An 18347-nucleotide genomic window follows, 5' to 3' on the forward strand; every position below is an offset into this window, starting at 1 on the left:
CGATCACCCGTGATCTTCAGGACAATGGGCCGAGGAAAACGCGGTTCCCGGGATGCGGCATCGGCGGGGAGGGGCGTCCCTCCCCGGGCTCAGGTGATGACGCTCGGCTCGCTGCGCCCCGTGATACCGGCGATGTCGGCGATGTCGCGCGCCGCCTGGACGACAGGGGCGAGGACGGCATCCGGCGCCAGGTCGAGCCGGTCCGGGTCGCTCTCGTAGCGCTCGATATAGACCCTCAGCGTCGCCCCAGCCGTGCCGGTGCCGGAGAGGCGGTAGACCACGCGCGCATCCTCCGCGAAGCTGATGCGGATGCCCTGCTGCGCCGTCACGGAGCCGTCGACCGGGTCGACATAGCGAAAATCGTCCGCCGTGGAGACGGTGAGATCGCCGATCCGGCGGCCGGGCAGGCTCGCGACCTGCGCGCGCAACCCCTCCATGAGGCGGTTGGCGCTCTCGGACTCGATCTCCTCGTAATCGTGGCGGGTGTAGTAATCGCGGCCGAACGAGGCCCAATGCTCGCGCACGATGGCATCGGCGCGCTTGCCCGTCGCCGCCAGGATGTTCAGCCACAGCAGCACGGCCCAGAGCCCGTCCTTCTCGCGGACGTGGCTCGAGCCGGTGCCGGCGCTCTCCTCGCCGCAGAGGGTGATGAGGCCGGCATCGAGCAGGGTGCCGAAGAACTTCCACCCCGTCGGCGTCTCGTAGGCGGGAATGCCGAGCGACGCGGCGACCCGGTCGGCGGCACGGCTCGTGGGCATCGAGCGGGCGATGCCTGCCAAGCCGGAGGCGTAGCCCGGCGCGCGATGGGCATGGGCGGAAAGAATCGCCAGGCTATCGCTCGGGGTGACGAAGAGGCCGGGCGCAACGATCATGTTGCGGTCGCCGTCCCCGTCCGAGGCCGCGCCGAAATCCGGCGCGTCCGCGCTCAGCATCAACTCGTAGAGCTCGTGGGCATGGACCGGGTTGGGGTCGGGGTGGTGGCCGCCGAAATCTTCCTCCGGCGTGCCGTTCACCACCGTGCCGGGAGGGGCACCGAGGGCGCCTTCCAGGATTGCGGTGGCGTAGGGGCCGGTCACCGCGCTCATGGCATCGAACCGCATGCGGAAGCCGGAGGCGAACAGGCGGCGGATCGCATCGAAATCGACGAGTTCCTGCATCAGGGCCGCGTAATCGGCCACCGGGTCGATGACGGACACGACCATGCCGTCGATCCGAGCCTCGCCCACAATGTCGAGGTCGAGATCCGGCACGTCGGCGATGCGATACTGGGTGATCGCCTTCGTGCGCTCGTAAATGGCGGCGGTGACGGATTCCGGGGCCGGACCGCCATTGGCGGCGTTGAACTTGATCCCGAAATCTCCGTCCGGTCCGCCGGGATTGTGGCTCGCCGACAGGACGATGCCGCCGATCGCGCCGTGCTTGCGGATGACGCAGGAGGCCGCCGGTGTGGAGAGGAGACCACCCTGGCCGACGAGGACCCGGGCGAAGCCGTTGGCGGCGGCGAGCTTGAGGGTCGTCTGCACCACCTCGCGGTTGAAGAAGCGGCCATCGCCGCCCACCACCAGGGTCGCGCCCTCGCGGTCGGGGATGATGTCGAAGATGGATTGGACGAAATTCTCGACGTAGCGGGGCTGCTGGAAGACCGGGACCTTCTTGCGAAGGCCCGACGTCCCGGGCTTCTGGTCAGAGAATGGCGAAGTCGGCACGTGCCTCGAAGTCATCCGCGAAAGCCCCTCGTTGTCGGCGGGGACAACACAACGGCTCGTCCGTTCCGGTCAACCACCCTGAATGGGTCGAGACGGAAACTTTCTTCGGAATCGTCTCGTCGCGCCTCCTTTGCCACGAAGGCGGGCGACGTCCCGTCGCGTCATCGCGTGGTGTTCGTCGCGACACCTTCGGAGAACGGGACCGTCAGGACGGTTTCGCCCGCTTCGTCGATGATTTCGAACGAGCGATCCAGAGCGTCGCTCAGGGTGGAGCCGCTGACGAGGGCGTTGGCGACGATCTGCTTGACGCCGATCATGACCTCGTCGCGCAGGTCGTCCAGGCCGCCGAACTCGTCTCCGTCCGGGTCGAGATGGAGCCCGTCGCGATCGCGCAGGTTCAGAAAGTATCGCGGCATGCCGGTCTCCTACCGTAACGGCCAAGCCTAGACTGGGTGTGCCATGCGGCTGCCGCAAGGGAGATCGGGCAGGAAACCGCAGGCAGGAAACCGCAGGCAAGAAACCGCAGGCAAGAAACCGCAGGCAAGAAACCGCAGGCAAGACGCTGTACGCAAGCAACCACAGGCAGGAAACCGGACGCAGCCCCCGCCTTTGGGGGCGGCGATCCTGCTCAGAACATGGTCTGCCCATCCACCCGAAGGTAGCCGGCCTTGAATTCGGCAAGAGACCTCAGCCTGGGCCAGTCCAGGACCTTCAGGTTCTTGCCCTTGAGTTCGATCAGCCCCCGCCGTCTCAGCTCCTGCAGCGAGCGGTTGACGTGGACGGTCGTCATTCCCGTCGTGTCCGCCAGTTCATGCTGCGTCATGGGGAGATCGCAGCTATCCTCCGTGGCCAGGCCGACAGCCCGCAGCCGGACGAGGAACTCGCAGAAGAGATGCGCGATCCGCTCCAGAGCCGACCGGCAGCCGATATTCACCAGCCATTCGCGCAACGTCGCCTCGTCGATCAGGGCGGAGATGCGCATCGCCCGGGCGATCGCCGGATGGTTCTCGGTGATCTCCCTCAGGGTCGTGGCAGAAACGCGCGCGACCTTGCAGGGGGATAGGGTCGCGATCGTATGGTCGAGCCGGTTCAGCAGGGCGATGTCGAGATCGCAGGTATCGCCCGGAACGAGATAGGCCGTGATCTGTCGGGCGCCGTTGGCGCGTTGCTTGAACCGGCAACCGATTCCTTCGGTGATGAAGATGATATCGCTCGGCGGCTCGCCTTCGCGGACGAGGTTGGTGCGGGCGGGAACGTCGCGGGCGACGGACGCGAGCCGATGAAGCGCGTCCCTATCGGCGTCGCTCAGTTCCACGAAGCCTTCCAGCTTCTGGATCAGAGGATTGAACACGCTATCCGCCGTATTCGAGAATCTATTCCGCGACAATGGTCGATATCTCTATGCGATCAACATCGGCTTTCGCCAAAAGTAGCATTCTTCGAAACGCGCTTTCAATGATCTATGACAATTGAAGGACGCGAACCGCGATTATCTTAAGATAATCGCTCTCGTACTAAAGTCGTAGTCATGCCCCGGTTCGACGCAAGGTTCGAGCCGGACGGGCGCCGCCCCCACCTCCTGCTGTGACTGATCGATTCCCGAAACCGTGGATCGTCAAGGCGAAAGGGGCTTGCTCGACCGCCAGATCCATGGGGATGATCATTTGCCGCATGCTCTCGTCTTCTTTGACTATACGTCCTCGCAAAAGTGCCAAAAGCTCCTGGTGGGCCACATGACCGTAAAGACGGCTCCGATAGCAGCTGTAGGGAAGGTGAGGCATCGATCGCGAAAGTTCTAGTTCAGGCCACGGGGCGAGCGCCTCGATCATATCGAAGACGAGATGTCGATTCTAGGACGGTGATACGCAAAAGGAAGACGGTGAATAAGGTCGGCCAGACGCTTGGTACGGATCATGACCATCGCCGGGGATGAGATCGACGTTCATCGAAGCCTGAACACGTTGGGGGCGGTCCAGGGATCAACTCTCCGCGGCATCCTCGGCGATGAGGCGGCGGTACTCCGCCTCCGGTATGCCGTAGCTTTCGCCCGCGATGAGCTTGAGCTTGTCGCGATTGACGATCTCGATGTGAGACCTCCGGGCCCGGACCGTGCCGGCGCCTTCGAGGATATGGATCGTCGTCGTCACCCCGGGGCGATGGACGCCGAGCATGACGGACAGGAATTCGTGCGTGATGGGAAACTCATCGCCCGAGACACGGTCGTGGCACATCAGCAGCCAACGAGCCAGCCGTTCTTCCAAAGTATAAGAACCGTGCGACAAGGCTGTCTGGGCGGTGAGAAGCTGAAAGATGTGAGCATAGCGCATCATCAACTTGCGGAAGGCAGGTCTTTCCTCGACCAAGCTGCGGAACGAGGCCTTGTCCACCTGCAGCGCTTCGCCGTCGATCTGCATGAAGGTTTCGTGGGGCGTGGATTCCACGTCGAACAGCAGCGGTAGGCCGCTGGCTCCCTCCGAGCCGATGATCCCCACCTCGATGCGCCTGCCTTCGCGGGTGCCGACCACCACCGAGGCGACGCCGCTCTCGATGAAACGCATATGGGTCAAGGGCTGGCCGGGTTGGATGAGGACGTCCTTCCGCTTCAGCGTGACCGGCTCGAGAACGGTTTCGATGGCCGCATAATCGTCGGGGTGCATCCGGGAGAGAAGGCTGTTGCGAACGTGTTTTTGAGAAGGAATGACCATGCAATTGCCCCGAAGAGTCGGCGTCCGGTTTACGCGCCGCTCATCAACCCCAAACGCCGAACGTACCATAGCAACTGCGTCACGGGTCCAACAAATGATAGGCGGTGATTTGTGGATTATGAGCGTTTTTGGCGTTCTTTGTGCGTAATTCGACATTCGGCATGATCGAGTCCCTGTCTCGGGATCTCTGACGCGCGCGATCGAGACGATTGGCATCCTTGGCCGCTCGCCTCGATTTTCTTTTCCGGCCGGGCCGGACGAAGGGATTGCGGGTCCGAATACGCTTTCGGGCGATGCCGCCCGGAGGGATCATGTTGCTGCCGGGCGGGATTCCGTCATCGCGGCGCGGGAATTGCAGCCGTGGTTTCACGGGGTGGGGAAGGGCCGGTTTCCAGGCGTGTCACGAATGATGGGAGATTCGTTTCTGCCATCGGGCATGCGGATTGTCACGTCGACCGGCGTGCCGTGGCCCTCGGATTCATGGCCTTGGATTCTTGCATGGCCTGCATGAGGAATGTCGAATTGTCATAGCTCTGCGATAAGCTTAACCGTTTGAAGCCTCTGGGGTTAAGTCGCCGCAGATACATGTCTATGGCCGAAAGATCATAGATCCGACTTTTGAAACGGAGATGTCCGTGCCTAATTTTCTCAAAGCACTCGTCATGACGGTGATTGCTTTTGTTTCGATTTACTATCTGACCGGTAATTCGACGATGGCAGTGGCGCTATCTCTCATCCCTCTCCTGCTCGGCCTGGTGGGAGTGATGCATGGGTTTGCCTATAGTTTTGCTGCACTCTGCCTGGTCTGTGCGGTAGCCTGGTCGGTTGCTCCCCAGGAGACCAAGACGATGGTACGGGCCGAGGTGGAGAAGACCGGCGTCAAGATCACCGCAAAGTAGCGCCGATCGGGCCGGGCGAGGGGATGCGGGACGGGGGGCCTCGGTGCCCCCCCCTCCGATGCCGTCGCCGGCGCGTCGCTTGCCCTCGCTTTGGCGCGTTCGACACTGTTCTGGTAGGGTCACCGTAGGGCTCGCGTGCGAGATCGGTGCGGGATGGGTTCGATGCCGGGGGAAGAGGGCAGGGGCGGGGCGGCCACGCGTCTTTTGATCGTCGACGACCATCCGCTGTTCCGCGATGCGTTGGCGAGCGCCGTCAAGCTCGCCTTTCCCGAAGCGGCGATCGCGGAGGCCGAGGGGATCGTCAGCGCCATGGCGGCCCTGACGGCCGACAGCCGAATCGATCTCGTGCTGCTGGACCTGTCGATGCAGGGCGTCGTCGGATTCGACGGCCTGATCTCGATCCGCTCCCGTTTCCCGCGCGTTCCGATCCTCGTCGTGTCCGGCCTGGAAGATCCGCGCATCATGCGCGAGGCGCTGCGGCACGGCGCGGCCGGGTTCGTGCCGAAGGCGGTCGACAAGGCGACGCTGACCCGTGCCATCGCGGACGTTCTGGGTGGAGGCCTGTCGATTCCGGCGGCGCTCTCCGGGCCCGCGGCGGATCTGGCCCCTCCGGCGACGCAGCTCGCGGAGCGGATCGCCCGCCTGACGCCGCAGCAATTACGGGTCCTCCTGATGATCCGGCAGGGAAAGCTGAACAAGCAGATCGCGCACGAGCTTCAGGTCGGGGATTCCACCGTCAAGGCGCATGTCTCCGAGATCCTGCGCAAGCTCGACGTCATCAGCCGCACCCAGATCGTGATCGAGACGGCCCTGCTCGACTTCGACCAGATCCGCGCCCCGCAGGCGGGGTGAGCGCGGATCGCCGCTCCTCGGCAGGACCGCGCCGTCCCGGGGGCGATCCTCACGGGAATGTGCCCGGGGGCGGGCGAAGGGCAGGGGGCCGGACGTTGCATCCACGGCGGGCATGGCCGATGACCGAGCGTGGTGCGACGACCGACGGCACGGGGCGCGTCGCCACACCGATCGCGGCCACGCTCCGGTCCGTCGCGATCCCATCCCCCTCCATCCGTTGAAGCGAGTGCGATCATGAAGAACTCGACGTTGCGGCTCGTCCTGCTTGCCGGGATGCTCACCGGATTGCCCATGACGGACGCCTCCGCCGCCGTGGGTGGCCGTATCGGCGCCTGCAAGCAGGAGCTGAAGGCCAAGGGCCTGAAGGGCGACGAGCGCAAGACGTTCATGAAGTCCTGCAGGGACGACGCGCTCAAGGCGTGCAAGGAGGAGTTGAAATCCGCCGGCGCGGACAAGGCCGACCGGCATGCCTTCATCAAATCCTGCCTGAAGGGCGACGACGCCTCCGGAGCGACCACCGCCCCCACGGCCCCCGCAGCGAATGCGCCTGCCCCGATTGCACCTGCCCCGACGGCGCCCGGCTCGAACGTGCCCCCCGGCACCGGCACCGGCACCGGCACCGGCTCCGGCATGATACCGGAGGCGACGCCCCCGGCTCCTAAGCCCTGAAGCGCCAGACGCTGCTGCGCTTGATCTCCGCATCCTCGAGGGAGCGGCTCACCGGCACCTCGTAGGTTGCGAGGATGTCGAGCCGGTCCCTCGGCAGGTAGGAACGGCCGGGATCGCCGATGAGGATGGTGGCGCCCTGCTCGTGCAGGGCCGCCAGCCAGTTGGTGACCCGGCCGGCGATGTCGCTCTCGTAGAAGATGTCCGCGACGAGGATCGTCGTGACGCCGAGATCGGCCGGCCGCGAACCGATGAGGTCGTCGAGGACGGGCGTGATCCGTTCGCCGACGCCGTTGGCTTCGGCATTGAGACCGATGGCGGCGATCGCGAAGGCGTCGAGGTCGCTCGCCGTCGCATGGGTGGCGCCGGCGAGCGTCGCCGCGATCGCCACCAACCCGGAGCCGGAGGCGAAATCGAGGATCCGCTGCCCGGCCACGAGGTCCGGGCGGTCGAGGATATGCCGGGCCAGGGCTTGCCCGCCCGCCCAGGCGAAGGCCCAGAACGGCGGCGGCAGGCCGATGGAATCGAGTTCGTCCTCCGTCTTCTGCCACAGCTCCGTGGCTTCGTCGGCGACATGCAGCACGATCTCCGGCGCGTGGGGGACGGGCAGAAGCCGCGTATTGGCGCGGATGAAGCGAAGTGGATCGACCGAGGGCGTCATGAGCGGATGAGATCCGCGTAGAGGCCCGAGACCGCCTGCATCACCGCTTCCTCCGTGAAGCCGCCCTCGACCACGCGTCGCCGCGCGGCCTCGCCCATCCGCGCCACGAGGAGCGGATCGGCGGCGAGCCGGATCATGGCGGCAGCGAGGCTCCGCGCATCGTCCGGCGGGACCAGCATGCCCTCGATTCCCTCGCGAACCAGCGTCCGGCAGCCGGGAACGTCGGTGGTGAGAAGGGCTCGCCCGCAGGACGCCGCCTCCAGCAACGTGCGCGGCAGGCCTTCGCCGCCCCGGGAGGGCAGGCACCCGACATGGTGCTCCGCCCAGACGGTGCTCACGTCGCGGGTCGGGCCATGCCAGGTGATGCCGTCCCGGCTCCAGGAACGCAGGGTCTCTTGCGGGATCGCCCTCCGGTTCGAGGCGTCGGGGGCACCGTAGAGGGAGAGCTCCACCGCCGCGCCCTCAGCGCGTGCGAGGCGCGTCGCCTCCACGGCAGTGTCGATGCCCTTCGACCACAGCATCCGCGCCACGACGGCGATGCGCAGGGGCGGGGAGGGCGGTTGCGGCGTCTCTGCGAGTATGGCCGGGTCGATGCCGGCCCCGCCGACGATGGTGACGGCCGTGTCGGCCGGATCGAGGCCGAGGGCGATGGCGTCGTCCGGGTTTTCGAACAGGAACCGGGTCTGTTTCGAGGCGAGGGGGCCGCGGATGAGCTGGCGCAGGGCGATGCGGGCCATGCGTCCCGCGACGTCGGCGCGCGCGCCCATCAAGCCGAGCCCGGTCAGGGCATAGACCCGGCCTGAGATACCCGCCATCGCCGCCGCCGTCCCGCCGACGAGGATCGAGCGCAGCGCGATGCAATGGACGATATCCGCCTTCAGCGCCTTCAGGATCGCCGCGAGCTGGCCCGCCGCATAACCCGCCGCCATGGGGTTGAGGCTGGAGCGCTCGGCCTCCAACTCGACCACGCGCGCCCCCGTCGCCTCGATCACCGCCCGGTGGGCGCGCACGCGGGTCACCACCGCCACGGACAGGCCCATCGCCACGGCGGCCCGCGCCATGGGCAGGAAGTGCGAGGCGAAGAACCAGTCCTCGGTGACGACGAAGACGAGCCGCTTCATCGGCGCGGAGGAGGGCGAAGGGGACGTGGCCATGAGAGAGGCTGTAGCACGCCGCCGCTGCAGGGCGAGCCGAATGGCAGGAGTGTTATGGCAAGTGGGAGACAGGATGAGCGAGGACGTGCCTGTCAGGCATCCCCTCGACGAGACATCGCGCCGCCGCCCCGGTTCGGAACGCCGCCCGTGCCCGGCCGGTTGACGGTTCCTGACGATCGACGGGAGGCGGGTGATGGCGATGGATCGCGAAGAGGACGGCGTTGTCGCCGATCCGCGGGATGCGGCCATCGAGGCAGGCCTGACCTATGTCGATGCCGACCGTCCGGGGCTCACGCGCCGCAGGAGCGGAACCGGGTTCTCCTATCGCGATGCCAAGGGCAAGCCCGTCCGCGACCCGAAGATCCTGAAGCGGGTCCGGTCCCTGGCGGTCCCGCCGGCCTATACCGATGTCTGGATCTGCCCCCGCGCCGATGGCCATATCCAGGCCACGGGACGGGACGCCAAAGGGCGGAAGCAATACCGCTATCACCCCGATTTCCGGCAGGCGCGCGACTCGACGAAGTTCGAGCACATCATGGCCTTCGCCGACGCCCTGCCTGCCATCCGGGCGCGGGTGGACGAGGATATGAGCCGTCGCGGCCTGTCCCGCGAGAAGGTGCTCGCCACTATCGTCCACCTCCTTGAGGCGACTCTGATCCGTGTCGGCAACGACGATTACGCCCGGACCAACAAGAGCTACGGCCTCACCACCCTGCGCGATCCCCATGTGACCGTCGCCGGCGCGGAGCTGACGTTCCGCTTCAAGGGCAAGAGCGGCAAGATGTGGAACCTGTCGGTGAAGGACCGGCGTGTGGCCCGCATCGTCAAATCCTGCCAGGACCTGCCGGGCCAGGAACTGTTCCAGTATATCGACGACGAGGGCGAGACGCGCGACGTCACCTCGGCCGACGTGAACGCGTATCTCCGCGAGATCACCGGGCAGGAGATCACCGCCAAGGATTTCCGGACCTGGGCCGGCACGGTGCTGGCCGCCCTGGCCCTCCAGGAATTCGAGGCGTTCGACAGCGCGGCCAAGGCCAAGAAGAACCTGCGCGCGGCCATCGAGAGCGTATCGGCGCGGCTCGGCAACACGCCGACGATCTGCCGCAAATGCTACATCCACCCCGAAATTCTCGACGGTTATCTGGAGGGCGCGCTGCTGATCCAGGTGGCGGATGCGGTGGAGCACGAGTTGCGGGACGATATCGCCCGGTTGAAGCCCGAAGAGGCGGCGGTTCTCGGATTGCTGCGGGCGCGGCTCGAAAAGGCGAAGGGCACCGTCTCGGTCAGGACGAAGGTGCCGGCCAAGGTAAAGGCCAAAAGTTCGACGAAGGCCAAGAGTTCGACGAAGGCCAAGGCCATGGGGGCTGCGACGGGCGAAGTGACGTCGCGCAAGCGACGTTCCGGCTCGGTGAAGCCCGAGGCCCGAGCGACGGCATAGGCCGGGACCGAACATCGCGTGGCCGAAATCTACCGGACGGTACCCGCCCTGAACGTCCGCGATGAGTGGGAAGTCGAGGCTGAGCCCAGCCTCGTTCCGGTGCGCTGCGCTTGGCGACGCGCTTTGCAAGCCGATTGATGCTGGGAGCGTCTCGGGATGGTCACGCCTGATTGTAACCAACGGCATCGCAGCGGTTTTAGCTGACTTGGGGGTCCACACGGCCTAGAGCGCTCTCCGCCGAAGTGGATGCCGGTTCGGCGAAAAAGAGCGCGGCAGAACAAAGGCCTGGAGATGTGCCCCGACCCAACGTGGTCGGGCGCAGCTCTAGCCAGACCTGCCCGGCGTGAGCACCGGCGGCACCGGTTATGGTACGCTCCAACCGTCTGGCTCAATAAGCCGTGGCCCCATCACGCCATGTCGACATCAGCGTTCACCGCTTTGAAAAGCCTATTCGTCCGGTGTGGCATAGAATACGAGTCGTAGATGTCGATCCTCATCCACTACAAAGGACGAGTGGTCGAAAACGACTTGACCGATCCCCTCGATCAGAAAGATGCGCCGCCCCTCACAGCGCCCGTGGACGTCATGGCGGTTCCACAAAGCCTTGAATCGAGCCGAAACTTGTTCGAGCGTCTCTACCAACGCAATCATGTCGTCGTCGTCCGGCGCTCGCGCGAAGTCGCGCCGGAAGCTGGCAAGAACTTGTGGCGCTTGAGCATGCCAGTCGACGATACGTCCATTAAGGGCGTCGTCGGCAAACAGCATCCAGAGCATGTTGCGTTCCGCCGGATCGCGGATTTCGAAACCGAACAACCGGTCCGCCGCCGAATTCCAGCCGATCACGTCCCAGCGCAGATTGAGGACGTAGGCTGGACGCAGCGTTAAATCGTCCAGTAGACGGCGCACCAGGGGCGGCAACACGCAGGAGGTCTGCCCCGGCACTGCCGGGGGGCGCTGATGCGCAAGAAGAAACAGATGACGACGCTCGATCTCGTCGAGTTTGAGAACGCGCGATACGCTGTCGAGGAAGGCCGATGAGACCTGGATGGCGCGGCCCTGTTCTAGCCAAGTATACCAACTCAAGCCGACGCCTGCGAGCGCGGCAACTTCCTCCCGACGCAGCCCTGGAGTGCGACGCCGTTTGCCGGCAGGCAGTCCCACTTCGAGCGGCGACAGCGTCTCCCGCCGCTGACGCAAAAAGTCCGCCAGCTCTAGCCGTGTGCGATCCAGGCGGCACGCTATGCTGCTACTCATAGTAACCCCATAAATAACTCCATAGTAACAGTTTAAGTGGCGTGCGAAGCCATCGCAACAATGATGGAGCCGCCATGTCCACCGAACCCCACCCTTTCATCTCTCCTGCTCGTCACCCTTCGGTCGTGGCGCTCGTCACCCTCTTGCTCGGAGGCTTCATCACTGTTTTCGACCTCTTCGTGGTCAATGTCGCGATCCCGTCGATACAGACCGATCTCGGTGCCGGTTTTGCCGAGATCGGCTTGATCATAGCGGGTTACGAACTGGCCTTCGGGGTCTTGCTGATCGCGGGTGCCCGGCTCGGCGATCGGCATGGGCGACGGCGAGTGTTTTCGCTGGGCATGATCGGCTTCGCCCTGACGTCTTTGCTCTGCGGTATCGCGCCCGATGCCACGAGCCTGATCGTCGCCCGCTTCCTTCAGGGCGCAACGGGCGCACTCTTGTTTCCGCAGATCTATGCGCTGCTACGCGTGATGTGCGATGAGGCCGGCCGACGCCGGGCCTTCAGCTTATTGGGTATGTCAGTGGGATTGGCCGCGATCGCGGGACAGGTTCTCGGCGGCCTCATCGTGGAAAGCGACCTGTTCGGACTCGGTTGGCGGGTCATATTTCTTGTCAATCTGCCGATTTGCTTGGCCGCCGCGCTGTTGATCCAGACGGTTCCAGAATCGCGCTCTTCCCAGGCCATGCGTGTCGACTGGTCTGGCATCGCTCTCGCCACGGCCGGACTGTTACTGTTGCTGCTCCCGCTTCTCGAAGGGCCAAGTAACGGCTGGCCATTCTGGACCTGGGCCAGCATGGCGATCTCGGTGATGCTGCTCGTCGCCTTTGTGCGCTGGGAACGTGGCGTTGCCCGACGTGGCGGGGATCCGGCGATCGACCTGCGGCTGTTTCAGAGTGCCGGTTTTTCGATAGGATCGTTGGTGGTGCTGCTCATCTATTCCACCGCGACGTCCCTGTTTCTGTGCTTCGCGCTGTTGGTGCAATCGGGCCTTGGGCTTACACCGCTGGAAGCCGGAATGGTGTTCGCTCCGGCCAGTATCGGCTTCGTTGCCGCCTCGCTCGTGGCTCCGTGGCTGGTGTCGCGCATGGGCGACATGGGAATCGTCGCGGGCGCACTGACCTATGCCGCCGGCATAGGCTGGCTCGCAGGAACCGCCTCGGGACTGGATAGCAAGGCCGACGCATTCGCTTTGGTGCCGCCGCTCATCATGTTTGGATTCGGGCAAGGGCTGTCGATGACGCCGTTGCTCAATCTGGTTCTCGGCTATGTCGAGGAACGCCACGCCGGGATGGCGGCTGGATTCATTTCGACCATGCAGCAAGTTGGGGGAGCTTTCGGCGTCTCGATTGTCGGCATCTTCTTCATGACGATCCTCAATAAGGATGCCGGTGCGGGCATGGCGCGCTTCGCGCGCTATGCCGACGCATTCTCAGGTGCCATGATCTGCAACGTGGCAGCCATCCTGATTGCGTCGGCGCTGATCTGCTGGATCGTCCGGAAGAGAGCGATCTAATATGGATCGATGGCGAAAGACCCCATTGGCTTGGCTCCGGCGCAGCCGAAAGCGCGTCCCGCAGGGCGACGTCATATTCTCTGCTCAGTGGCGCAACCTGCGAGCTTGGCGAATGGCAACTATCGCCCTCCGATATACTTGAAATGGACTGGAGAACTTCCATCCGTCCTGGCTGTATCTCACTGCCTTACTGGGCGGCCTGTAAACGGGCGTTCCCGATTTCTGCAAACTGACGAAACCAGCCGTCACGTCCCTCCGTGAAGGTGGTGACCGGGAGCGAGCTTAGCCCGGACGGTCGAGCCCAGGATTCGGCGCGGATTGATCGCCGATATCATTGCTCGTCGATCGAAGCTCCCAGGCTTTTCACGATCTTCGTCAACTCGTCGGAATGCTCCTTGCCGCCGTCCGGTGACCTTCCGTCGGTGACGAGAAGGTTCCGCTCCTCCTCCGGTCGCGGTACGACCGAAAGGTAGAGCAGGACGGTCGGTTTGCCCTCGTATGTCGCGGGAAAGTCCGATTTCTCGATGACGAAGTGGGAGTATTCTTTTTCTTCCTGCTTGGGATGGCCGCTGAGCGCGACGCCATGCTCCTCGAAGTACTTCTCGTGCTCGGACATCAGCTTGTCGTATCGCTTAGACTTGTAGGGAGAAGACCCAGGCACCAAGGGCTGCGTGGAAGCTCGGCAACGGTTGGAGCACCTCGGGATCGCCGTGTTTCGAGATGATGGGGGTTCCACTGCGGTTAAATAAACGACGCTGAAAGCGGGCTGCTCCCAGCGGCGGTCACCCAACGTCGAATTTTTACCGCTGGCATCGACGCGAAAGCGCCCGTTCGGCGAATCCGGTCCTGCCTGCGTCTGGCGGGATTTTCTTCGGGGGTGCGGGTACGGCCGACCCCGCGAGCCGTCCCGTCACGCTTCCTCAGTGTCGCGCCATCGCTTCGATGATGGTCGAGCGGCCGTGCAGGCCGGTCTCGCTTTTGCCTTTCTCGGACTTGCCCTTGTCGCCCTTGCCTTGGCGCGGCATCTCGCTTTCGACGACGGGGGCCAGACCCAGTTGCCGTGCGAGGCAGACGAGGTCCTTCAGCCGGCCCGTCTGGGTCTTGCGACGAAGGTTGAGGCGATGCGTCTCCACGGTGCGGACGCTGAGGCTGAGGCGTCGTGCCACCTCCTTGTTGCTGAAACCGGCACTGAGAAACCGCAGGATTTCCGCCTCGCGGGGTGTGAGCCCTTCCCCGGCATCCGCCGCATCGGACGTTTCGACATTGGAGGTCGGGGCGTCCGCCTTGCCCGCCTGGGCCAGGCGGACGATGGTGGCGCTGATCTCCCGCGGGGTCGCCGATTGGGCGACCACCGCATCGATACCGGCCACGAGCAGATGGCGCAGGGTGTCGGCGGGCAGGCTCTGGAAGGCCGCCAGCACGCGAAGCCTCGGATGATTCTTCAGCGCGGTGATCCGGGCGAGGTCGGCCTCGCTCGCGTTCTCCCGCAGGAAGACCAGGGCGACGACGCTCTCGATTCCCGGACCGTCGAGCGGCAGATCGGCCTCGCTCACCGTATGCAGGCTGGGCTCATGCTCCAGGAAGGCCCTCAGGACAGGCCCGAGCCCCACGGGTTCGTCCACGATCAAAACTCCAACGGCCTGGTTCATGCCGCTCCCCCCTCTGTCCCATCGCGATACATCGCGCCCGGGCTGGTCAAGAGCGGTTCAAATCCCATTCCATCGGTTTATTCGGCGCGATTCCGCGTCGCGCGATGAATACAAGGACGCATATCGCGAAAACAGCCGCGAAAATCGCCTTATCTCGGTTAACGCGGGCGAATGCATGCTGGCCGACCGACCACGCCTGTCCCTATCAGGAACAGCCCGGTCCGAAATGGGATCGGCTCATTCCATGCCTCACTGACACCGACCCATAGGTTGGGGGCAGTGAGATCCGGGATCAGCCTGCCCGGGCGAGGACGAGGTCGGAGGCGGCGGAAATCACCCGGTTGCGGCCCGTGGTCTTGGCCTCGTAGAGGGCGATGTCGGCGCGCTTGATCATGGCCTCGATCGTGTCGCCCTCGTTCCATTGGCTGACCCCGAAGCTGCAGGTCAGCCGGATCGGCGTGCGCGCCCCACGGATACGCATGCCTTCGACGAGGCGGCGCAGGCGTGACGCAAGAGCCTCGGCATCGGCCACCGGCCGGTGCGGAAGCACGATGCCGAACTCCTCGCCTCCGAGCCGCCCGACGATGCCTTCCTCCGCGATAGTCTTGCTGACGTTCTGGATCGCCGCATCGCCGACATCGTGGCCGTACTCGTCGTTGATGCGCTTGAAATGGTCGATATCCACCAGGATCGCCGACATGTCGCCGTGGTTGCCGACGCGGTCGGCAGCGTCCCGCACCCGCTGGAGGAAGGCGCGCCGATTGAGGAGACCGGTGAGCGGATCGGTCTCGGCAAGGCGAATCAGCTCGCTTTGCATGGTCGTCAGCCGTTCTGCGGCCCGCATGCGGGCATGCAGTTCCTCGGCGCCGGGCGGTTTCTCGATGAAATCGTCGGCTCCGCTGTCGAGGGCCTCGGCCAGATTGCGGGAGTTACGGGCCGAAGACATGGTGATCACGTAGAGCGGACGATTGGTCTCGGCGATCAGGCGCGCCGACCAGCACAGTTCGAGCCCGCTCAAGGGGCGGACTTCCAGGCTCGTGATCAGGACTCGCACAGTCGTCGTGTAAGTCACGAAGTCGAGTGCTGCTTGAGAATCGGTAAAGACATCGACCGTATGGCCTTGCGGTTCCAGAAGTCCGGCGACGACCTTCAGGACAACACGGCTCGTGTCGACGATGACAATGTGCATGGCGTTGGTCACTCGCCCGATTTCTAGCGCTGTGTTTCAGCATGGCAGCCACAGATTAACATGTTGCCAAGACGGCATGCCCACATGAGTCCATCCGAGGCCCCGGCAGGCGGATGCCCTGCATCGCCCCCTGCGGGAGCGGCGTCGCATGACAGATCACCGACGCTCCGTCATCCCCGGTTGAATGCCGCGCCTCCGACTGGTAGCTAACGCGTCGGGCCGGCGTAGCACAGCGGTAGTGCAGCGGTTTTGTAAACCGAAGGTCGGGAGTTCAATCCTCTCCGCCGGCACCATGCTTTTGCGTGCAAGCGCAATAGGTTACGCTGTCTGAGGGACTTAGGCTGGCCGGGTCTCACACGGCGGCCTCCCAGATGGCGCGTCCCCGGAAGGATCCCGGCACGGGAACCTGTCACCTGCGGCAAAGGCCGCACAGGATTGTGTCTCCCGTATCAAAGGGACGCGAGTCATTCTTCACATCGGTGAAAAGCCTGTGGCCGTCACTGCTGGCGCAGCGGTCCAGGTGTCCCTCCGAACCAAGGATGTTGCGGAAGCGAAGCGACGCCACAGCGAGGCTGATGCCGAACTCAAGCGCTATTGGGAAACCGTCCGGATCGGGCCACAGCCGCTGACGCATAGAGAAGTGACGGCGCTGACAGGACAAATGTACGCCGCAGGGATGCAATGTCTCGGTGACGACAGAAGCCGATACCTCCTTAGGGTGGTCGGGGAAGCCGATCGGGTTGGGAGCGATCTCAAAACGGATCACATCACTTTCGAGACCCTGCGCGACGCCTTCCTAAGCACTCTCGAGGAGGCCGGAACACCGGCAGAGTGGGCCACGTTCGACGATCTCCGTGCCATCCCGATGGTGACGCTAGAGCTGCGCCCGACCACGTTGGGTCGGGACACATCTCTAAGCCTCTGTTTGCCGCGCTCTGTTTCGCCGAACCGGCATCCACTTCGGCGGAGAGCGCTCTAGAGGCCGCGTTCGGAGCTCAAGCGGACGCACTTCTGCAGCAAAAATCGCTTGTGACGGATGTAGCCAGTCGGGTTCTTCTGATGCGGGAGCTTTGTCGAGCAACGCGCCAAGCTGCAGGCTGCGGCTTTCGAAACGCCAGCGGGGGTTATAGTGTGGATAAGACACTTGCTCGCTTCCCTACCTTGGGATACCGGCGCTCGTCGTCGGGTGAAGAGGCGGTCTGTTACAATCAGCGACATTTTTTCGGCCTGGGAGGCAGGGCCAAAACAGGAAGTTCAGCCTGCGACAGTCAAACGCTATCGCTGCATATTTGGATTCCTTTCTTCATATTTCGGAGACCGTGACGTCAATTCCTTATCAGATGATGACGTTCATGAATGGGCAACTCATCACCGCGACAAGCAAGGCGTCACCGCGCGATCAATTAACAGGAATGATTTATCCGAGTAAAAGATGTGTTCGGATGGGCCATAACCCGTGACGCAAGGCGCTTGCTGCAACAAAACCCAGCTAGCAACGTGCGTTTGCCTGAACAAAAGTTCGATATCATGTAGCAAACTCACCTGAAATCGTTGAGGGCAATGCGATGCGATTGGCTGATTGAATCTGATCTTATGGAACAAATGCCCCAAGGAGCTACGGCACGGTCAAGTGCCGTGACGCTGGCTAACGATTCGCGATGGGCGTGAAGCTCGCGAGCCTGGGCTATGGCCCCGACCGCCTGTGTACTCCTCCACGCCCGAAGCTGGATCTCCAGCACCCAAGCCGCCAAAGCCGGGGGAGCATCCAAAAACCGCCGAAACCGATGCGCAGCCTGATAAGCCAGTGTTCAATCAGGATGATGATCTGTAGCGGCGGACGAGGAGGTCGACCGTGTCTTTTCCGCAGCGATCGCCTTCAGCCGTCAGCCAGGAAGGGCGTCACGCCCGTGATCGTGGCGACCCAAGCAGCGCCAATCCTTACCCCTTGGACACTGAGGAGCATGCCACCTGGAAACGGGGCTGGGAAATGCTCGACGGGGAGATTGGGCAGGAGAAGGCCAAGGGCGATCAGGAGTGAGAGTTTGGCCTGTCACCTGTCAAAACAATCTGTCTAGGTTCTTCCGCGCCTTGGGTTTGCCTCGCCCTCAAGCCCACCACTGAACGAACGAGCTGCAGCACGTCGCAGCGCAGTTGATCGTTCTCGATGGTGGCATAGGCACGAAGCAGATCGACAGCGCTGGCCTCGCTGAAGAAGCCGAAGGCATCGTTGTGCTCCTCGGCTTCATGATCGCCGAACAGGGTAGACATCGGCACTTCGAGGAACTGAGCGATCTGCTGCAGCCGGCCGCTGCTGACGCGGTTCGCTCCTTTCTCGTACTTCTGGATCTGCTGAAACGTGACGCCGACGTGCTGGCCTAGATCAGTCTGCGACAATCCCTTCGCCTTTCGCAGCGTTGCGATGCGTAGGCCGACGGTACGATCAACGTCTGTCGTGGATTTTACAGTCACAGTGGCCACCCGCTCAATTAAGTATTGGTTAAGTATGATTGCCTTCCGCCTGACGGCCACTGCGTATTTGTCTTTGCAGCATAGGGAATCGGCGCGCGGCTGATGCGCTGTAAATCCCCAGTGTTGCAAGATCGCACTATCGCTGCTGACGCTTTCGAGGCTCTGTGTCGTTCAAATTCATCGCA

The 18347-nt window shown here is 63.8% G+C and carries 17 protein-coding genes and 1 tRNA gene; 7 read left to right on the top strand and 11 right to left on the bottom strand.

Annotated features, from left to right (window positions below):
- Window positions 1-89: 89 nt before the first annotated feature.
- The 4 genes from ACYQR9_RS05965 to ACYQR9_RS05980 form a co-directional block, all read right to left on the bottom strand.
- Window positions 90-1721 (bottom strand): alpha-D-glucose phosphate-specific phosphoglucomutase, encoded by a 1632-nt coding sequence (locus ACYQR9_RS05965; RefSeq protein WP_461229017.1) that lies wholly within the window; start codon window positions 1719-1721, stop codon window positions 90-92.
- 146 nt (window positions 1722-1867) lie between these two features.
- Entirely contained in the window at window positions 1868-2122 is a 255-nt protein-coding gene (locus ACYQR9_RS05970) for a DUF6894 family protein (RefSeq protein WP_461221483.1), read from the bottom strand.
- A 212-nt stretch (window positions 2123-2334) separates the two neighbouring features.
- Entirely contained in the window at window positions 2335-3057 is a 723-nt protein-coding gene (locus tag ACYQR9_RS05975; protein ID WP_244478163.1) for a Crp/Fnr family transcriptional regulator, read from the bottom strand.
- A 628-nt stretch (window positions 3058-3685) separates the two neighbouring features.
- The gene (locus ACYQR9_RS05980; protein WP_246747780.1) at window positions 3686-4567 is read right to left on the bottom strand and encodes a Crp/Fnr family transcriptional regulator; all 882 of its coding nucleotides are present in this window, start codon (window positions 4565-4567) and stop codon (window positions 3686-3688) included.
- Window positions 4568-5046: 479 nt separating this feature from the next.
- On the opposite strand from ACYQR9_RS05980, the gene ACYQR9_RS05985 reads away from it, so the two are divergent.
- The 3 genes from ACYQR9_RS05985 (at window position 5047) to ACYQR9_RS05995 (ending at window position 6831) form a co-directional block, all read left to right on the top strand.
- Window positions 5047-5310 carry a hypothetical protein gene (locus ACYQR9_RS05985; protein WP_207410909.1) on the top strand — a complete coding sequence of 88 codons (264 nt, stop codon included), beginning with the start codon at window positions 5047-5049 and terminating at the stop codon, window positions 5308-5310.
- Between the two features lie 162 nt (window positions 5311-5472).
- Window positions 5473-6162 carry a response regulator gene (locus ACYQR9_RS05990; protein WP_207410910.1) on the top strand — a complete coding sequence of 230 codons (690 nt, stop codon included), beginning with the start codon at window positions 5473-5475 and terminating at the stop codon, window positions 6160-6162.
- 234 nt (window positions 6163-6396) lie between these two features.
- Complete coding sequence (locus ACYQR9_RS05995; RefSeq protein ID WP_461229018.1) at window positions 6397-6831, top strand: PsiF family protein; 435 nt, start codon at window positions 6397-6399, stop codon at window positions 6829-6831.
- Here the strand turns inward: ACYQR9_RS05995 and ACYQR9_RS06000 are convergent.
- Together ACYQR9_RS06000 and ACYQR9_RS06005 are read right to left on the bottom strand one after the other, a co-directional pair.
- Window positions 6821-7489, bottom strand: coding sequence for a class I SAM-dependent methyltransferase (locus tag ACYQR9_RS06000; protein ID WP_461229019.1), 669 nt, complete (start codon window positions 7487-7489; stop codon window positions 6821-6823). The genes ACYQR9_RS05995 and ACYQR9_RS06000 overlap by 11 nt on opposite strands.
- Window positions 7486-8643, bottom strand: a complete 1158-nt coding sequence (locus ACYQR9_RS06005) for a glycosyltransferase family 4 protein (protein WP_461229020.1) — start codon at window positions 8641-8643, stop codon at window positions 7486-7488. The genes ACYQR9_RS06000 and ACYQR9_RS06005 overlap by 4 nt, the downstream gene beginning before the upstream one ends.
- A gap of 193 nt (window positions 8644-8836) precedes the next feature.
- On the opposite strand from ACYQR9_RS06005, the gene ACYQR9_RS06010 reads away from it, so the two are divergent.
- A complete protein-coding gene (locus tag ACYQR9_RS06010) occupies window positions 8837-10084 on the top strand; it encodes a DNA topoisomerase IB (protein ID WP_461229021.1) in 1248 nt (415 codons plus the stop codon).
- 447 nt (window positions 10085-10531) lie between these two features.
- Here the strand turns inward: ACYQR9_RS06010 and ACYQR9_RS06015 are convergent, their stop codons facing one another.
- A complete protein-coding gene (locus tag ACYQR9_RS06015; protein ID WP_461229022.1) occupies window positions 10532-11338 on the bottom strand; it encodes a helix-turn-helix transcriptional regulator in 807 nt (268 codons plus the stop codon).
- A 74-nt stretch (window positions 11339-11412) separates the two neighbouring features.
- Here ACYQR9_RS06015 and ACYQR9_RS06020 point away from each other — a divergent pair, with 74 nt between their 5' ends.
- Entirely contained in the window at window positions 11413-12855 is a 1443-nt protein-coding gene (locus ACYQR9_RS06020; protein ID WP_461229023.1) for an MFS transporter, read from the top strand.
- 331 nt (window positions 12856-13186) lie between these two features.
- Here ACYQR9_RS06020 and ACYQR9_RS06025 read toward each other — a convergent pair whose 3' ends face one another.
- From ACYQR9_RS06025 to ACYQR9_RS06035, 3 genes are all read right to left on the bottom strand, one after another.
- Window positions 13187-13471, bottom strand: a complete 285-nt coding sequence (locus tag ACYQR9_RS06025; protein ID WP_461229024.1) for a hypothetical protein — start codon at window positions 13469-13471, stop codon at window positions 13187-13189.
- 304 nt (window positions 13472-13775) lie between these two features.
- The gene (locus ACYQR9_RS06030) at window positions 13776-14504 is read right to left on the bottom strand and encodes a helix-turn-helix transcriptional regulator (protein WP_207410916.1); all 729 of its coding nucleotides are present in this window, start codon (window positions 14502-14504) and stop codon (window positions 13776-13778) included.
- Between the two features lie 292 nt (window positions 14505-14796).
- Window positions 14797-15693 (bottom strand): GGDEF domain-containing response regulator, encoded by an 897-nt coding sequence (locus ACYQR9_RS06035; protein ID WP_461229738.1) that lies wholly within the window; start codon window positions 15691-15693, stop codon window positions 14797-14799.
- Between the two features lie 218 nt (window positions 15694-15911).
- Here ACYQR9_RS06035 and ACYQR9_RS06040 point away from each other — a divergent pair.
- A tRNA-Thr gene (locus ACYQR9_RS06040) sits at window positions 15912-15986 on the top strand.
- A gap of 227 nt (window positions 15987-16213) precedes the next feature.
- Window positions 16214-16672 (top strand): DUF6538 domain-containing protein, encoded by a 459-nt coding sequence (locus ACYQR9_RS06045; protein ID WP_461229739.1) that lies wholly within the window; start codon window positions 16214-16216, stop codon window positions 16670-16672.
- Window positions 16673-17721: 1049 nt separating this feature from the next.
- On the opposite strand, the gene ACYQR9_RS06050 is transcribed toward ACYQR9_RS06045, so the two are convergent.
- Window positions 17722-18162 carry a helix-turn-helix domain-containing protein gene (locus ACYQR9_RS06050; protein ID WP_461229025.1) on the bottom strand — a complete coding sequence of 147 codons (441 nt, stop codon included), beginning with the start codon at window positions 18160-18162 and terminating at the stop codon, window positions 17722-17724.
- Window positions 18163-18347 lie beyond the last annotated feature (185 nt).

The sequence above is a fragment of the Methylobacterium sp. CM6241 genome (genome assembly GCF_054817845.1).

Excerpts from the sequence above, each read along its gene's own strand:
- ACYQR9_RS05965 (WP_461229017.1), bottom strand. The coding sequence starts at position 1,721 with ATGACTTCGAGGCACGTGCCGACTTCGCCATTCTCTGACCAGAAGCCC.
- ACYQR9_RS05970 (WP_461221483.1), bottom strand. The coding sequence starts at position 2,122 with ATGCCGCGATACTTTCTGAACCTGCGCGATCGCGACGGGCTCCATCTC.
- ACYQR9_RS05980 (WP_246747780.1), bottom strand. The coding sequence starts at position 4,567 with ATGTCGAATTACGCACAAAGAACGCCAAAAACGCTCATAATCCACAAA.
- ACYQR9_RS05990 (WP_207410910.1), top strand. The coding sequence starts at position 5,473 with ATGCCGGGGGAAGAGGGCAGGGGCGGGGCGGCCACGCGTCTTTTGATC.
- ACYQR9_RS05995 (WP_461229018.1), top strand. The coding sequence starts at position 6,397 with ATGAAGAACTCGACGTTGCGGCTCGTCCTGCTTGCCGGGATGCTCACC.
- ACYQR9_RS06000 (WP_461229019.1), bottom strand. The coding sequence starts at position 7,489 with ATGACGCCCTCGGTCGATCCACTTCGCTTCATCCGCGCCAATACGCGG.
- ACYQR9_RS06005 (WP_461229020.1), bottom strand. The coding sequence starts at position 8,643 with ATGGCCACGTCCCCTTCGCCCTCCTCCGCGCCGATGAAGCGGCTCGTC.
- ACYQR9_RS06010 (WP_461229021.1), top strand. The coding sequence starts at position 8,837 with ATGGCGATGGATCGCGAAGAGGACGGCGTTGTCGCCGATCCGCGGGAT.
- ACYQR9_RS06015 (WP_461229022.1), bottom strand. The coding sequence starts at position 11,338 with ATGAGTAGCAGCATAGCGTGCCGCCTGGATCGCACACGGCTAGAGCTG.
- ACYQR9_RS06020 (WP_461229023.1), top strand. The coding sequence starts at position 11,413 with ATGTCCACCGAACCCCACCCTTTCATCTCTCCTGCTCGTCACCCTTCG.
- ACYQR9_RS06025 (WP_461229024.1), bottom strand. The coding sequence starts at position 13,471 with ATGTCCGAGCACGAGAAGTACTTCGAGGAGCATGGCGTCGCGCTCAGC.
- ACYQR9_RS06030 (WP_207410916.1), bottom strand. The coding sequence starts at position 14,504 with ATGAACCAGGCCGTTGGAGTTTTGATCGTGGACGAACCCGTGGGGCTC.
- ACYQR9_RS06035 (WP_461229738.1), bottom strand. The coding sequence starts at position 15,693 with ATGCACATTGTCATCGTCGACACGAGCCGTGTTGTCCTGAAGGTCGTC.